This window comes from Kitasatospora azatica KCTC 9699, assembly GCF_000744785.1.
Lineage (GTDB): Bacteria > Actinomycetota > Actinomycetes > Streptomycetales > Streptomycetaceae > Kitasatospora > Kitasatospora azatica.
Window position 1 is genome coordinate 1,805,638 of sequence record NZ_JQMO01000003.1, and the last position, 13,801, is coordinate 1,819,438.

Sequence of the window (13,801 nt, forward strand, 5' to 3'; positions counted from 1 at the left end):
GTGCCACCTCGGCACCGTATCCTGGCGCCGAGTGAGCGGCACTGGCGCCGTCCACCCGAAGCGGCCCAAGGCCCGGCGCGGTGGCACCGGGCACCCTCGGTGGCCGCGCCTGCCCCAGTGGGTGCACCCGAGCCGGTCCATCGAGCGGCGGGGCGTGACCTGGGCCCCGTGCGTTGCGTTCACTCTGAGGGGCGCCACCGTGCTCGCCACCGATGGTGGCCCCGTCCTTGGGGGAAAGCCGCGCCGGGCGATCCGGACCTGGCCTACCGTGATCCCGGTACTCGACCGGGAGGCGCACGGCCGAGCCCGTGCGCGATAGAGACCATCCACGGCAACTGTGGCCCCCGGGCGCACACTGCCAACCGACAGGAGGAGAGTCCGGTGACGGCCCCCAGGCCAGCACAGACCGCGATCCCGGCCACGACGGTCGGTGGCTCCCGGCCGGCCTCGCCGGGACGGCCCGAGGCCCACCCGGGTGGTCCGGCCCGCCCGCCGGCCCAGGCCCGCCGACTGCCCGCATCGACCCACACCGACGTGCTCTGCGTGAGTGCCCCTGCCATGGCGGCCTCGGGCCCGGACGGTCAGCTGCGCGGCGACGGGCTGCACGGGTTCTTCCGGTCCGGCGTGCGGATGCTGAGCCGCATGGAGCTCCGCCTGGGCGGGGTCGAACCACTGGCCCTGCAGGGTGACCTCTCCTCAGCGGCCCAGGCCCGCTTCCTCGGTGCCGTGCGCATCCCCGGTGAGCCCGATCCCGACCCGGCGCTGACCGTCGAGCGGCTGCGCCACGCGGACGGAGTGGAGACCGTCACCGTGCGCAACGCGGGCAGCCGTCCCGCCCGACTGCCGTTGGAGATCGCCCTTGGCACTGATCTCGGGAACCTCGCCGAGATCGGCGCCGGGGCGCGGCCTGCGGAGATCCCCGGGCAGGTGCAGTCCGCCGGCCTGCGGTGGACCAGCCGCACCCACAGCGCGATCGTCACCGCCCGCCCCTCGCCGCACGCCGTCCTGGCCGGTGCCGGCGTGCTCCGCTGGGATTTGGAGCTGCAGCCAGGCGCCCGCTGGGCGGTGGAGCTGCAGGTGGCGTTGGAGCCCTTCACCGCCGCGCCGGTTCGCCCGCCGATCGGCCGCGGCGCAGGTGTCCCGGCCCCCTGGACGGATCTGCGGATCCGCTGTGACGACCCGCGGGCCGAACTGCTCGTCGGGCGATCGCTGGACGCCCTCGGTGGCTTGCTGCTGGCCGACGCCGACCGGCCGGGCGACCTCTACGCGGCCTCCGGCGCGCCATGGCGGTTCGGGCTGACCCCGGCTGACGCTCTGTGGGCGGCCCGACTGACCCTGCCACTCGGCACCCGACTGGCGGCGGGAACCCTGCGGGCCCTGGCACGGCGTCAGCAGTCCCCGGCTGCCGGTGGTGCCCATGCCGAGGGGATCATCCCCGGCCCGCTGCGCCATGCCGGGCCAGAACTGCCGCCCTCCTGCACGGCGACCGAGGCGACGCTGCTCTTCGTCACCGTGCTGGCGGAGGCCTGGCGCTGGGGGCTGCCCAAGCAGGAGGTCGCGGATCTCCTGCCGGTCGCCGAGCGCGCACTCGGTGCCCTGCGCGCCACTGTCGAGGCCGACGTCCTCGACGGGTTCGTCACCGACCTCGGCCGCCTGGGCGAGGACCGCCCGGGGCAACCCCCCACCGCGCGCTGCGAGGTACAGGCTCAGGCCCACCGGGCCGCCCTGCACGGCGCCGACCTGCTGGAGGCGTTCGGTCGGCCCGGGGCGGGCGCGTGGCGGGAGTGGGCCGAGCAACTGCGTCTCCGCTTCCGTGAGCAGTTCTGGGTCGACGACCTGTCCGGCGGGCGGCCTGCGGCAGGCCTGACCACCGGGGGGCGGGCCGTCAGCGCGGTCACGGCCTCCTTCGTCCACCTCTTCGACCTCGGTCTCGGTGCGGCGGGCGCCTCGCTGCCGGGTCTGCTGGACCGCGAGCAGACCCGGCTGCTGGCCCAGCGCCTGGTCACGCCCGAGCTGGACTGTGGTTGGGGTCTGCGGACGCTCAGCGCCAAGTCGCCCCGGTTCAACCCGCTCGGCCACCGCAGTGGTGCGGTCCGTGTCCAGGAGACGGCCATGGCGGTCACCGGGCTGGCCGAGGCCGGCTTCGAGCGCGAGGCGGGTGCGCTGCTGGAGGGCCTCCTGGACGCCTCGGCGCAGTTCGCCGGACGATTGCCGGAGATGTACGCGGGGGAGCAGCGGATGCCGCACTGTCCGCCGGTCCCGCACCCTGCCGCTTGTCGGCCCGCGGCCGGCTCCGCCGCGAGCGCCGCTCATGCGGTCCTCGCACTCGCCGGAGTGCGGCCGGACGCACCGGCCAAGCGCGTGGTCGTCCGCCCGGTGACCTCCACACCCCTGGGTGAGCTCGAGCTGTCCGGTCTCCGGGTGGCGGGGGAGCCGTTCTCGGTGCGGGTCAGTCGGATCGGCGTCGCGGTGGTGGAGGAGGCCTCCCCGGAGCTTCTGCTCGGCAAGGACTGACGATTGGTCAGCCGCGCGGTGTGCATTCCGCACGCTCCGGGTCCGGCGCAGTGTGCGGCGGCGCAGGGCGTCAGCAGCGCGGTTGCTGCGGGTCGCGCGGCCTTGCTGCCCGGACCAGGCACCTGGACCAGGCAACCCGGACCAGGCAACCCGGACCACGCAACCCGGACCGGGCACCTGGACCAGGCACCTGGACCTTCGACTCCTGGCCGTTCCTGCGGCGGGCTCCCAGGCCCGGTATCGCCGACCTCGTGTTTATCGTCAAAGAGACGACTATGATCGACCGCATGTCGCGCTATGACCCGTCGGCCTTTCCTCCGTTCGCAGTCACGGTCGACCTGGTGGTGCTGACGGTCCGGGAGCATGAGCTCTGCGCGCTGCTGGTGCGCCGGGGCGAGCCGCCGTTCCAGGGGTACTGGGCACTGCCCGGCGGCTTCGTGCGGCCCGATGAGGGGCTCGGTGACGCGGCCTCCCGTGAGCTGGCCGAGGAGACCGGTCTGCGCGCGCACTCGACGGCCGGTCAGGCGGCGGCCGGTGCCCACCTTGAGCAGCTGGCCACCTATGGTCACCCGCAGCGCGACCCACGCATGCGGGTCGTGAGTGTGGCCCACCTGGCGCTGGCACCCGACCTGCCGACCCCCAAACCGGGGGGCGATGCTCGCGGAGCCCGTTGGGCGCCGGTCAGCGAGCTGCTCGGTCCGGGCCCGGCGGATCGCGACCCGCTCGCCTTCGACCATGCGCTGATCCTGGCGGACGGGGTGGAGCGCGCCCGTTCCAAGATCGAGTACTCCGCGCTGGCCACCGCGTTCTGCCCCGAGGAGTTCACCGTCGGCGAGCTGCGTCGGGTCTACGAGGCGGTCTGGGGCGTGGTGCTCGATCCGCGCAACTTCCACCGCAAGGTCACGGGCACGCCCGGGTTCCTGGTGCCGTCGGGCGGGACCACGACCCGTCAGGGCGGGCGCCCCGCCCAGCTGTTCACCGCCGGTGGGGCGACTGTGCTCAACCCCCCGATGCTGCGCCCGGAGTCCTGACGCTGCGTCGATAGCAGGTCCGCAGGCCCCCGGTCGCGGCCCCTGGGCCCCTCGATCGCAGGCCCTGGCCTCCTGGTCGCAGGCCCGTCCCGAGCCCTGGAACGGACATCGACGTGCCTGCCGCGCGACGAAGCGTTCGGTGGTCCCCGTGGCAGGGCATCCGGTGAGCCCGGGTCAGGGCCGTCGCACCGCCGATCCCATGACTGTCCCCTGATCGGGTGAGACGGGTTGTCGAGTGGCCCGTTCTGCCCGAGCAATGCCCGAAATCTCCCGATGCTCGTCCTAGGGTGCTGAATCCGGAGCGGCCGTGCCGCCAGGGGCAGCAGAGCACGTGGGAGCAGCCAGTGATGATCCAGGCCAGTGGACTCACCAAGGTCTACCGCCGTGGCCACCGCCCGGCCCTGCTCGACCTCGGATTCGACGTCGGACCGGGCTCGATCACCGCCCTACTGGGTCCGGCGGACGCGGGCAAGACCACCGCCCTACGCCTCATGCTCGAGTTGGAGCGAGGCGAGGGGGCCGCACTCTTCGACGGTCGCACCTACCGCCGACTGCGGCGGCCCGAACACGAGGTGGGCGTGCTGCTGCCGAGCGAGCAGCGTCGCATCGGAAACCCCGGGCGCACCGCGCGTGGCCAACTCCGGATGCTCGCCGCGGCCGTCGGCGTCCCCTCGCGACGCGCGGACGAACTCCTGGAGCAGACCCGCCTGGCGACCGTCGCCGACCACCGGCTGCGGTCCTTCTCCCCGGGGATGACCCGTCGCCTCGCGCTCGCGGCCGCGCTGCTCGGGGATCCGAGCACGCTGCTGCTCGACGCTCCCACCGACGGCCTGTCACCCCGCAATGCTGAGTGGCTTCACGCCTTCATCCAGGCGTTTCCGGCCGGTGGCGGTTCGGTGCTGGTCACCACCCGCAGTCCGCAGGAGGCTGCGCTGCTCGCCGACCGGGTGCTGACCTTGGACGGCGGGCAGCTGGTCGCCGACCAGTCGGTCTCCGAGTTCCGGCGCACCCGACTGCGCCCCGAAGTCGCGGTCCGAGGTCCGCAGATGGCTCGCCTCGCGGATCTCCTGCTGGCCCATGGAGCGCAGGTCCGCCAGGACGACGGCGCCGGAATCGCGGTCAGCGGTCTTGGCCGCACCGAGATCGGTGAGTTCGCCTATCGCAACGGCATCCTGCTGCACGAGCTGGCCGACCGCCTGGTCGAGCAGCCCGCACCGCGTGCGCCCAGGCCGTCCGGAGTGCGAGCGGGAGCCGCCCCCGCCGTCCAGGTACGACGGGTGTCGCCGATCACCGTGGGCGAGCGGCTCAGGCCGCCGACCGCCTCAGTGGCGGCGCCGGCCGGAGTCGCTCCCGAAGCCCCACCGACCGTCCGGCTGGCCCGCGTCACCGCCCCCGCCACAAGCGATACCTCCGCCCGCGTGCCAGCCGGCGCCTCGGTCCCCGCCCCCGTCAGCGCCGCTGCCCTCAACGAAGCCCAAAACGCCCTCGACGCTGTAGGCGCCCAAAACGCCCTCACCGCCCATGACGCCCTCAACGACGCACCCGACCACGCTCCCCTCAGCACACCGGTCTCGGTCTCCGCTGAGTTCACCCCGCAGCCCCTGACCGGGCCCGACCACTGGAACGGGTGACCCCGTGCGCGTACTCGCCTACGAAGGACGCCGACTGCTGGGTCTGCGATCGAGCTGGCTGATCCTGGCCAGCGCCCTGCTGGCCCAGGTCGCCGTGACCGCCGTGCTCGCCCGACGGGCCGCCGCAGCGGCGTCGGCCGTTCCGGACGCCGTCCGACTGGTCACGGCAACGATGCCGCTGGTGCCCGTACCGCTCGCCGTCCTGGCTGCAGGCCTGCTCGGCACGCTCGCCTCGGCCCATGAGGTCCGTTACCCCGGCCTCGCTGCCGCCCAGGTCCGCTACGGCGTCCGGCTGCGCCTGCTGCTCGCCAAGCTCGCGGTGGTGGGCGCCGTGGCGGCGCTGTTCGCGGTGGCATCGCTGCTGGCGAACGCCCTGACGCTCCGTCTGGTGTGGGCGCCGAGCGGTTCAGCGGCCCGGCTCCTCGCCTCGGCGCTGCTCCACGCCGACCACCGCCCGCTTCCACTACTGCTCAGCTTCGCCGCGCTGATGGTCGCCGCCGGGTGGACCGGGGTGCTGGCTGCCGCGCTGACCCGCAGTGCGGCAGCCGGGTTCCTACTGCTCTGCGCACTGCCGATGCTGGTCGACCTGGCGGCCGCAGCACCCGTGCCGACGCGTCTGCGAGCAATCGGCCGGACCGCGACGGACTGGGCCAGGGGGGCCGGTTGGGCTGGATCTGACGGACCGTCAGCGCTAGGCGGGACCGTACCGGCCTTCCTGGTGCAGGCACTCGACGCCTTGCTGCTGCCCGCCGTCCTGCTGCTGGCGGTCTGTCTGCTGGTCCAGCTCCGCCGTCGGTCGTTCTGACGGCCACGCTCCTTGCCCAGTCGTACAGTTCATCACAACCCCATGGTCGATATGGGTGTTTCACCCTGATAAGAAGTCAATGGTCCGGCTGCGGGCGATCACCCTTTCGTGTGCTTTTCACGAGAATCCTCAAGCCGCGCGCGCCGATCGCCGACAAAGGACGTGTGAGTACCCTTGCGCACCCCGCCATGACCGTCGCCCGCACCGCCGAGGCCCCCGCTCCCGGCGCTGCCGAGCTCGACCGTTTCTCCTACGCCGATCGGCCGACTCCACCCATCCCCCGATGGGAGGGGGCGGAGAGTGATCTCGCCCGGGTCGGCCGCAAGACCACCAGCAGCCGGGGCCGTGGACTGCACGGACAGCTGGTACAGCAGCTCGGCCAGATGATCGTCTCCGGTGACCTGGGCGCGGACCGCCCGCTGGTCCCGGAGGAGATCGGCCAGCGCTTCGAGGTCTCCCGCACCGTGGTGCGCGAGTCACTGCGGGTGCTGGAGGCCAAGGGCCTGGTCAGCGCCCGCCCGAACGTCGGCACCCGGGTCCGCCCGGTGGGGGACTGGAACCTGCTGGACCCCGACATCATCGAGTGGCGCGCCTTCGGCCCGCAGCGTGAGGAGCAGCGCCGTGAGCTGTTCGAGATGCGCTGGGCGATCGAGCCGCTGGCCGCCCGGCTGGCCGCCGGCCACGGGCGCGAGGACATCCAGCAGCGCCTGGCCGAGATGACCGAGATCATGAGCCACGCCGCGGCGCAGGGCGACCTGATCACCTTCTCGCGGGCCGACGCCGAGCTGCACGCGCTGGTCCTGCAGATGGCCGGCAACCGGATGCTGGAGCACCTGTCCGGCATCGTGGGCGGCGCGCTGCAGGTCAGCGGCGGTCCGGCGACCGCCTGCGAGCGGCCCTCGGACAGCTCGGTGAGCGTGCACAGCCGGCTGGTCGACGCGATCGGAGCCGGCGATGGCACCGCCGCCGAGGTGGCCATGCGTACGCTGCTCACCGCGCACCCGGACGTCGAACACTCAGTGCCCGCCCCCCGCGAGCACTGAGCGGGCCGACCACGGAACCGCTGGACATGAGCAGAGCCCTCCGGAGGTCCGCGCCTGACTCGTCGCGACCCACCCGGAGGGCCCGCCGCTGCGAGGGCCGGGACGGCCGTCGGGGAGGCGTGTGACCTGTGCCACGAGCGGCATGCGTAACACTTGAGGAGCGGCAGCGATGTGTACGGAGCGGAAGCAGCTCCGGAATACCGCGCCATGTCAGAATGCTGTGTTGGTCTGCGGCGCTGCTGCCGTCCCACAAACCCAGCGTCCTGCAAACCCAGTCCTCAAGTCCGAGCCGGTCGGAACCTCCACGTGCCCTGTGGCACGTGCTCCTTCCTCGCCCTCTCGGGCGGTCCGGTACGGGTTCGAGTCCACTCTTCGTCCGAGAGGTTGTTCGTGTCGGCCAGCACATCCCGTTCGCTCCCCCCCGAGATCGCAGAGTCCGCGGCCCTGCTGGCGCTCATCGAGCGGGGCAAGGCCCAGGGGCAGATCGCCGGTGACGACGTGCGTCAGGCATTCGAGGCGGACCAGATCCCGGTCACCAAGTGGAAGAACGTCATGCGCAGCCTCAACCAGGTGCTGATTGAGGAAGGGGTGGACCTGATGGTCAGCGCGGCCGAGCCGTCCGCCGCCAAGCGCAAGAGCGTCGCTGCCAAGAGCCCCACCAAGCGCACCGCCACCAAGGCGGTCACCACGCGAACCCCGGCCGCCCCCACCAAGCCGCCGGTGCGGATCGCGCCCGCCGCGACTGTCGCGCCGGCCGCAGTGGCCTCGGTCACCTCTGTCACATCGGTCACCGTGGAGGCCTCGCTGGACGAGCCGGTGGACATCGAGTCGACGTCGGCCGTGGCCAAGAAGGCCGCCGCCCCCGCCAAGAAGGCCGTGGCCAAGAAGGCCGCCGCCCCCGCCAAGAAGACCGCAGCGAAGAAGACCGCGGCCGGTAAGTCGGAGAAGGGCGACGAGGAGCTGCTCGGCGAGGAGGAGCTGCTCGAGGACGTTGCCCTGCCGGGTGCCAAGACTGAGACCGAGGGCGAGCCCGAGGAGGAGTCGGAGGGCTTCGTCCTCTCCGACGACGACGAGGACGACGCGCCGGCCCAGCAGGTCGCCGTGGCCGGTGCCACCGCCGACCCGGTCAAGGACTACCTGAAGCAGATCGGCAAGGTTCCGCTGCTCAACGCCGAGCAGGAGGTCGAGCTCGCCAAGCGGATCGAGGCCGGCCTGTTCGCCGAGGACAAGCTGAGCCAGGCCGACAAGCTCGCCCCCAAGCTCAAGCGCGAGCTGGAGATCATCGCCGAGGACGGCCGCCGGGCCAAGAACCACCTACTGGAGGCCAACCTCCGCCTGGTGGTCTCGCTGGCGAAGCGTTACACCGGTCGCGGCATGCTCTTCCTGGACCTGATCCAGGAGGGCAACCTGGGCCTGATCCGTGCGGTCGAGAAGTTCGACTACACCAAGGGCTACAAGTTCTCCACCTACGCGACCTGGTGGATCCGTCAGGCGATCACCCGCGCGATGGCCGACCAGGCCCGCACCATCCGTATCCCGGTGCACATGGTCGAGGTCATCAACAAGCTCGCCCGCGTCCAGCGCCAGATGCTCCAGGACCTGGGCCGCGAGCCCACCCCGGAGGAGCTGGCCAAGGAGCTCGACATGACCCCTGAGAAGGTCATCGAGGTCCAGAAGTACGGCCGCGAGCCGATCTCGCTGCACACTCCGCTTGGCGAGGACGGCGACAGCGAGTTCGGTGACCTGATCGAGGACTCCGAGGCGGTCGTCCCGGCCGACGCGGTCTCCTTCACCCTGCTCCAGGAGCAGCTGCACTCGGTGCTCGACACCCTCAGCGAGCGCGAGGCCGGCGTGGTCTCGATGCGCTTCGGCCTGACGGACGGTCAGCCGAAGACGCTCGACGAGATCGGCAAGGTGTACGGGGTCACCCGTGAGCGCATCCGCCAGATCGAGTCGAAGACCATGTCCAAGCTGCGTCACCCGTCGCGTTCCCAGGTGCTGCGCGACTACCTGGACTGACAGATCTGGGCGGATCGGACGACGGTCCGCCGCCAACCGCAGGGCCCGGAGCAGTTCGCTGCTCCGGGCCCTGCGGCGTTTCCGCAAGGTCTGCCTCGTCATCCGGCGGCGTGCCGGGTCCCTCGTCCGAGTGTTTGCCCGGCCTCTGACGGGAACTCAGGGTGAGATTCTGACTACGCTGTGGCGGTTGCCCGCTGTCGAACCGCTCGGAGTGCCTGTGATGTCCATCTCGTCCGTTCCGTCCGACTGCGGCATCGGCCGGGTCGCCCGCCTGCTTCCCGGTGGACGCCGGCGGGCAGCAGCGCTGGTTCTGCTGGCCGTGCTCCCGACCGCGCTGGTCTCACTCGGCTCGTCTCCCGCCCAGGCCGATCGCCGGATCGTGGGCGGCTGGGCGGACAGTACGGTCCAGCGTCCGTGGATGGTGGCGGTCGCCAGTCGGGCACAGTTCGGGGATTCGCGCTCGGGCCAGTTCTGCGGTGGTGCACTGGTGACGCCCACCAAGGTGGTCACGGCCGCGCACTGCTTCTACGACGAGCGCGAGGGCCACTCGACCGAACGGCCGGGGCTGACGGTGGTGGTGGGGCGGACCGATCTGACGAGTCGGGCCGGCGTCGAGGTGCCGGTCACCGATGTCTGGATCCACCCGCAGTACTCGTTCGACCAGAACATGCAGGATGTGGCGGTCCTCACGCTGCAGTCCCCGCAGGACGGGCGTGAGCTGCTGCCCCTGGTCAGGCAGGGCGACATGGCGCCGTATGCCGCGGGTACGCCGGCGCAGGTCTACGGCTGGGGTGACACCACCGGCCGCGGCTCGTACGCCAATACGCTGCACGGCGTCGACGTGCCCATGGTGGCTGACGCAGTGTGCGCACGCGACTACCCGGGTGGTCCCGATGGCGCGTTCGACGCGCGCGGGATGGTCTGCGCGGGAGAAGCACACGGCGGCAAGGACGCCTGCCAGGGCGACAGCGGTGGCCCGTTGGTGGTGAACGGCCGACTTGTCGGCCTGGTCTCCTGGGGGACCGGCTGTGCGGAGGCCAGGCATCCGGGCGTCTACACCCGGCTGGCAGCCGTCGCGGACGCGGTCAACGCCCAGCTGTGACCGGGTGGTTACGTTCAGCGCCGGAATATGACGCCGGGCGACAGGCTCTGCAGCCTGTCGCCCGGTGGCCGGCCCGCAAGGGCCGACCTCAGCACGTCAAGGGGAGCGTCGAAGTCTCAGCGCTCGTCGTTGGTGGCCGAGGCCGTCGTGGTGGCGAGACGACCGCTCTCGTCCTGTATTTCCACGGCGATCTTCTTGAGCTCCGGCTCGAACTTCCGCCCGTGGTGGGCGCAGAACAGCAGCTCTCCGCCACTGGCCAGTACGACGCGCAGGTATGCCTGGGCGCCGCAGCGGTCGCAGCGGTCAGCCGCGGTGAGCGGGCTCGCAGGTGTCAGAACAGTAGTCACGTCGCCTCTTCTCTAGCTCGACGAGCTGTCGTACCAGGGTCAACATCCAACCAGGCCGAAAACGTTCCCGCTCGTGGCTTTTCTTCTTTGAGGATTCTGCTGTGTTGATGAGGACGTGCCCCGGGCGCCGGTGGTTCATGCGTGCCGGAATCCGCGACCTGTCTATCACTCGAACGCGCCTTCGAACTGTTGTCCGAGGGTGGGCGTAGCATAATCCCCTATTGGGTTGGAGCATAAGCCCCGCCTCGAGCACCCGGTAGCCTGCATCTCGGCAGCTCCAGCGCTCGCGAACGGCTCGACGGTCCGCCAGGATCCGTCGGACGTGGGCAAGATGGCGCTTCCGCGGGGCGAACCGGACGGGATCCGTGTTCGCGCAGCGCGTACAAGCCGCAGAGTCGGGGCGGAACATGCAGTGGGCGGATGTGCGCGGAGCGGGGCGCCACCCGAGGGGTGCGTCCGACGAAACGCCGCCGGATCGAGTCAGAGTCTCATTGGAGGAGTGCACCGCGTGAGTGCCGAAACGACCGTGTCGCCCGCCCTTCGTGCCGCGGAAGACGGATCCAACTACACCGCTCGGCATCTGCTCGTCCTGGAGGGGCTCGAGGCGGTCCGCAAGCGGCCCGGCATGTACATCGGCTCGACCGACAGCCGAGGCCTGATGCACTGCCTCTGGGAGATCATCGACAACGCGGTGGACGAGGCGCTCGGCGGGTACTGTGACCGAATCGACGTGCTGCTGCACGACGACGGCTCGGTCGAGGTGCGGGACAACGGCCGCGGCATCCCGGTGGACGTGGAGCCCAAGACCGGCCTGTCGGGCGTTGAGGTCGTGATGACCAAGCTGCACGCCGGCGGCAAGTTCGGCGGCGGCTCCTACGCGGCATCCGGCGGTCTGCACGGTGTCGGCGCCTCGGTGGTGAACGCGCTCTCCGCCCGGCTGGACGTCGAGGTGGACCGTAGCGGCCACACCCACGCGATCAGCTTCCGGCGCGGTACCCCGGGCCTGTTCACCGAACTGAGCCCGGACGCGCCCTTCGACCCGGCCAGCGGGCTCACCAAGACCCGCAAGGTACCCAAGACCCGTACCGGCACCCGGATCCGCTACTGGGCCGACCGGCAGATCTTCCTCAAGGAGGCCAAGCTCTCCCTGGAGAACCTGCACAGCCGGGCCCGGCAGACCGCCTTCCTGGTCCCCGGGCTGACCATCGTGGTCCGTGACGAACGGCGCACGGAGAGCGAGCAGATCGAGGAGTCCACCTTCCGCTTCGACGGTGGCATCGGCGAGTTCTGCGAGTTCCTGGCGCCCGACAAGCCGGTCTGCGACGTGCTGCGGCTGCGTGGCGAGGGCACCTTCAAGGAGACCGTCCCGGTCCTGGACGAGCTCGGCCACATGACCCCCACCGAGGTCACCCGCGAGCTCGGCGTGGACATCGCGCTGCGCTGGGGCGCCGGCTACGACACCACGCTGCGCTCGTTCGTGAACATCATCGCCACCCCCAAGGGCGGCACCCACGTCACCGGCTTCGAGCGCTCACTGGCCAAGACCGTCAACGAGGCGCTGCGCGCCGCCAAGCTGCTGCGGGTGGCCGAGGACGACATCACCAAGGACGACGCGACCGAGGGCCTCACTGCGGTGGTCACCGTCCGGCTGGCCGAGCCGCAGTTCGAGGGGCAGACCAAGGAGGTGCTCGGCACCTCGGCTGCCAACCGGATCGTGGCCGCGGTGGTCGCCCGTGAGCTCAAGGCCTTCCTGACCTCGAGCAAGAAGGACGAGAAGCTGCAGGCCCGGGCCGTCCTGGAGAAGGTCGTCGCGGCTGCCCGCACCCGGGTCGCCGCGCGCCAGCACAAGGAGGCGCAGCGTCGCAAGACCGCGCTGGAGACCTCCTCGCTGCCCGCCAAGCTGGCCGACTGCCGCAGCGACGACGTCGAGCGCAGCGAACTGTTCATCGTCGAGGGCGACTCGGCGCTCGGCACCGCCAAGCTGGCCCGCAACTCCGAGTTCCAGGCGCTGCTGCCGATCCGCGGCAAGATCCTCAACGTCCAGAAGGCCTCGGTCTCGGACATGCTGAAGAACGCCGAGTGCGCGGCGATCATCCAGGTGATAGGAGCCGGCTCGGGGCGGACCTTCGACATCGACCAGGCCCGCTACGGTCGGGTGATCTTCATGGCCGACGCCGATGTCGACGGCTCGCACATCCGCACCCTGCTGCTGACGCTCTTTCAGCGCTACATGCGGCCGATGATCGAGCAGGGCCGGGTCTTCGCCGCCGTCCCGCCGCTGCACCGGATCGAGCTCACCAACCCCAAGCGCGGCCAGGAGAAGTACCACTACACCTACTCCGACGGGGAGCTGCGCCGCACCCTGCTGGAGTTCCAGGCCAAGGGCCTGCGCTGGAAGGAGCCGGTCCAGCGGTACAAGGGGCTGGGCGAGATGGACGCCGACCAGCTGGCCGAGACCACCATGGACCCGCGCTACCGGATCCTGCGCCGGATCAACCTGGCCGACCTGGAGGCCGCTGAGAGGACCTTCGACCTGCTGATGGGCAACGACGTGGCGCCGCGCAAGGAGTTCATCGTGGACTCCGCCGCCACCCTGGACCGGTCGCGCATCGACGCCTGAGTGCGGGCCGGACCGGCCGGCTGAGCAGGGCGAGGGGGCTCTCCACCCACGGGTGGAGAGCCCCCTCGGCGTTGAATCAACCCTGGAGCCGATCAGCGGGCGCAGCGGAATCCGTAGCGTCGTAGCTGTCAGAAACCCCTCCAGCAGGGAACCCCTCCAGTCGGGACGGAGCAGACCAATGGTCGGCCTTGTCAACATCCTCGTCATCCTCGCGGTGGTCGCGCTCATCGCGCGCCGTCAGTTCCAGGCGCGGAAGATCGACACCGAGCGCCGCTTCTGGCTGCTGCCGCTGATCCTCGGAGCCCTGGCCCTGCGCGATCCGCATCTGATCGATCCGGCGCACAAGACCGCGGCGATCGCGCTGCTGGCCGGCTCGGTCGTGGTCGTGCTGGCCATGGGATCGGTCTGGGGCTGGACGGTCAGGCTCTGGCACGAGAGGGACGGAAGCATCTGGGCCAAGGGAACCGCCGCGACCGTCGCCGCCTGGGCCGGACTGATAGCCATGCGGGTCGGCCTGTACGGGCTCGGCTCCGCACTCCACATCCACCAGAGCTCGAACGCGCTGCTGCTCACCCTCGGCGTGCTGCTGCTCACTCGTGGTGTCGTGGTGAACTGGAGGGCCCGCGCACTGGACGCCCCGCACTCCCTGCGCGCGGTGGCCTGAGGCACCGTCACCATCGTGGAAGGAT

The 13,801-nt window shown here is 71.1% G+C and carries 10 protein-coding genes; 9 read left to right on the top strand and 1 reads right to left on the bottom strand.

Features of this window, described 5'->3' with window-relative positions:
- The first annotated feature begins 381 nt into the window (after positions 1-381).
- The 7 genes from BR98_RS18710 to BR98_RS18740 all read left to right on the top strand — a co-directional run bounded on the left by BR98_RS18710 (position 382) and on the right by BR98_RS18740 (position 10,145).
- Positions 382-2,514, top strand: a complete 2,133-nt coding sequence (locus tag BR98_RS18710; protein WP_324606680.1) for an amylo-alpha-1,6-glucosidase — start codon at positions 382-384, stop codon at positions 2,512-2,514.
- Between the two features lie 287 nt (positions 2,515-2,801).
- Complete coding sequence (locus BR98_RS18715) at positions 2,802-3,545, top strand: NUDIX hydrolase (RefSeq protein ID WP_035846157.1); 744 nt, start codon at positions 2,802-2,804, stop codon at positions 3,543-3,545.
- Between the two features lie 347 nt (positions 3,546-3,892).
- Complete coding sequence (locus tag BR98_RS42050) at positions 3,893-5,176, top strand: ATP-binding cassette domain-containing protein (RefSeq protein ID WP_051969916.1); 1,284 nt, start codon at positions 3,893-3,895, stop codon at positions 5,174-5,176.
- Between the two features lie 4 nt (positions 5,177-5,180).
- Entirely contained in the window at positions 5,181-5,981 is an 801-nt protein-coding gene (locus BR98_RS18725; RefSeq protein WP_035846159.1) for a hypothetical protein, read from the top strand.
- 110 nt (positions 5,982-6,091) lie between these two features.
- On the top strand, positions 6,092-7,024 hold the full coding sequence (locus tag BR98_RS18730; RefSeq protein ID WP_035846161.1) for a FadR/GntR family transcriptional regulator: 933 nt from the start codon (positions 6,092-6,094) through the stop codon (positions 7,022-7,024).
- Positions 7,025-7,414: 390 nt separating this feature from the next.
- Positions 7,415-9,043 carry an RNA polymerase sigma factor gene (locus tag BR98_RS18735; RefSeq protein WP_035846163.1) on the top strand — a complete coding sequence of 543 codons (1,629 nt, stop codon included), beginning with the start codon at positions 7,415-7,417 and terminating at the stop codon, positions 9,041-9,043.
- Positions 9,044-9,263: 220 nt separating this feature from the next.
- Positions 9,264-10,145, top strand: a complete 882-nt coding sequence (locus BR98_RS18740) for a S1 family peptidase (RefSeq protein WP_083976722.1) — start codon at positions 9,264-9,266, stop codon at positions 10,143-10,145.
- Positions 10,146-10,261: 116 nt separating this feature from the next.
- Here BR98_RS18740 and BR98_RS18745 read toward each other — a convergent pair whose 3' ends face one another.
- Positions 10,262-10,492, bottom strand: coding sequence for a DUF7455 domain-containing protein (locus BR98_RS18745; protein ID WP_035846165.1), 231 nt, complete (start codon positions 10,490-10,492; stop codon positions 10,262-10,264).
- A gap of 508 nt (positions 10,493-11,000) precedes the next feature.
- Between BR98_RS18745 and BR98_RS18750 the strand changes: the two genes are divergently transcribed.
- Together BR98_RS18750 and BR98_RS18755 are read left to right on the top strand one after the other, a co-directional pair.
- Positions 11,001-13,112 (top strand): DNA gyrase/topoisomerase IV subunit B, encoded by a 2,112-nt coding sequence (locus BR98_RS18750; RefSeq protein ID WP_035846167.1) that lies wholly within the window; start codon positions 11,001-11,003, stop codon positions 13,110-13,112.
- Between the two features lie 178 nt (positions 13,113-13,290).
- Complete coding sequence (locus tag BR98_RS18755; RefSeq protein ID WP_051969917.1) at positions 13,291-13,776, top strand: CcdC protein domain-containing protein; 486 nt, start codon at positions 13,291-13,293, stop codon at positions 13,774-13,776.
- Positions 13,777-13,801: the final 25 nt, after the last annotated feature.